Here is a 2,084-nt window from a genome sequence, read left to right on the forward strand (position 1 = left end):
GTGCTCGGCATCGCCGAGGCCGCCGGCGTCCGGATCACCCACGTCTTCGAGTCCCACATCCACAACGACTACGTGACCGGCGGGCTGGAACTGGCCCGCGAGGTCGGCGCCCAGTACCTGCTGAACGCCGACGACCAGGTCTCCTTCGAGCGCACCGGGGTCTCCGACGGCGACATCGTCGAGGTGGGGGCCCGCATGCGCGTGCGGGTGCTGCTCACCCCCGGCCACACCCACACCCACCTGTCCTTCGCGCTCGAGGCCGACGGTGAGTCCGTGGCGGTCTTCACCGGCGGCTCCCTGCTCTACGGCTCCACCGGGCGCCCCGACCTGCTCGGCCCCGACCACACCCAGACGCTGGCGCACGCCCAGTGGCACTCCGCGCAGCGGCTGGCCGCCGAGCTCCCGGACGAGACCGCCGTCTACCCGACGCACGGCTTCGGCAGCTTCTGCTCGGCCACCCAGTCCGGCGGCACCGCCAGCACCATCGGCCAGGAGAAGCTCGCCAACCCGGCCCTGACCACCGACGAGTCCCGCTACGTCGAGGATCTCCTCGCCGGCCTGGACGCCTACCCGGCCTACTACGCGCACATGGGCGCGGCCAACTCCGCCGGCCCCGGCGAGGCCGACCTCTCCCTGCCCACCGAGGCGGACCCGGCCGAGCTGCGCCGGCGCATCGAGGCCGGCGAGTGGGTCGTCGACCTCCGCAACCGCACGGCCTTCGCCGCCGGGCACGTCGGCGGCACGGTCAACTTCGGCCTGGACGGGCAGTTCGTCACCTACCTCGCCTGGCTGATGCCCTGGGGCACCCCGGTGACCCTGCTCGGGGAGACCGCCGAGGACGTCGCCGAGGCCCAGCGCGAGCTGGTCCGGGTCGGCATCGACCGGCCGGCCGCGATGGCCACCGGCACGGTCGAGGACTGGTCCGGCGGCGAGCCGCTGCGGGCCTACCGCACCGCCACCTTCGCTGACCTCGCCGCCGAGTTCACCGCCGGCCGCAGCCCCCTCGTGCTCGACGTGCGGCGCAACCAGGAACGCGCCGAGCGGCACATCGCCGGTTCGCTGCACATCCCGATCCACGAGGTGCTCGAGCGCCTCGACGAGGTCCCGGCCGGGCCGGTGTGGGTGCACTGCGCCGGCGGCTACCGCGCCGGCGTCGTCGCCGCCCTGCTCGACGCGCACGGCATCGACGTCGTCGCCATCGACGACTCCTTCGACAATGCCGGCCCCGCCGGCCTCTACCTCACCACCGACGCGATCAAGCAGGAGATCCCCGCATGACCACCCCCACCGTCGACGCCCCCACCCTCGCCGAGCGCCTCGGCAACAACTCGGACCCGGACCCCACGCTGATCGATGTCCGCACACCGTCAGAGTTCGAGGCCGGCCACATCCCCGGCGCGGTCAACGTCCCCCTGGACGAGCTGAAGGGCTCGCTCGACGAGCTCCGCACGGTCCTGGACGACCACCACGACGTCGTCCTCGTCTGCCGCTCCGGCGCCCGGGCTGGCCAGGCGCAGGAGGCCCTGCAGGCGGCTGGCCTTTCCTCCCCCGCCGTCCTCTCCGGCGGCATCGTGGACTGGGAGAAGACCGGCGGCACGGTGAACCGCGGCCGCCAGAGCTGGGAGCTCGAGCGCCAGGTCCGCCTGGCCGCCGGATCCCTCGTCGTCGCCGGGATCGTGGGCAGCACGGTCGCCCCCAAGGCGAAGTGGCTGTCCGGCTTCGTCGGCGGCGGGCTGGTCTTCGCCGCCGTCTCCAACACCTGCGCCATGGGCATGGCGCTGGCGAAGATGCCGTGGAACAAGCGGGGCGCCCGCGCCACCGGCTCGGCGCTGGACCAGCTCACCCGGAAGCGGTGACCCGGTGCTGATCGCGCTCACCGTCGCACTGGCTGTCGTCGTCGGAGTCACCCTGGGGCTGCTCGGCGGGGGCGGCTCGATCCTGATGGTGCCGCTGCTGGTCTACGTGGCCGGCATGGACGCCAAGGAGGCGATCGCCGCCTCGCTCGTGGTCGTCGGCGTCACCGCGGCGGTGAGCGTGGTCGGCCACGCCCGCGCCGGGCGCGTCCGCTGGCGCACCGGCCTGCT

General features: G+C 73.8%; 3 protein-coding genes. All 3 read left to right on the top strand.

The annotated features are described in order from the left end of the window. A partial coding sequence (locus tag E9549_RS22660; RefSeq protein WP_236828864.1) for a rhodanese-like domain-containing protein occupies positions 1-1,278 on the top strand: 1,278 nt, incomplete at its 5' end. After that, positions 1,275-1,856: a rhodanese-like domain-containing protein gene (locus E9549_RS22665; protein WP_135095147.1), complete on the top strand. Its 582-nt coding sequence runs from the start codon at positions 1,275-1,277 to the stop codon at positions 1,854-1,856. The genes E9549_RS22660 and E9549_RS22665, both read left to right, overlap by 4 nt. A 4-nt stretch (positions 1,857-1,860) precedes the next feature. Further along, positions 1,861-2,084, top strand: a 224-nt coding sequence (locus E9549_RS22670; RefSeq protein WP_236828865.1) for a TSUP family transporter, incomplete at its 3' end; no start/stop codon positions are given.

The sequence above is a fragment of the Blastococcus sp. MG754426 genome (assembly GCF_021699055.1).
Taxonomy (GTDB): Bacteria; Actinomycetota; Actinomycetes; order Mycobacteriales; family Geodermatophilaceae; genus Blastococcus.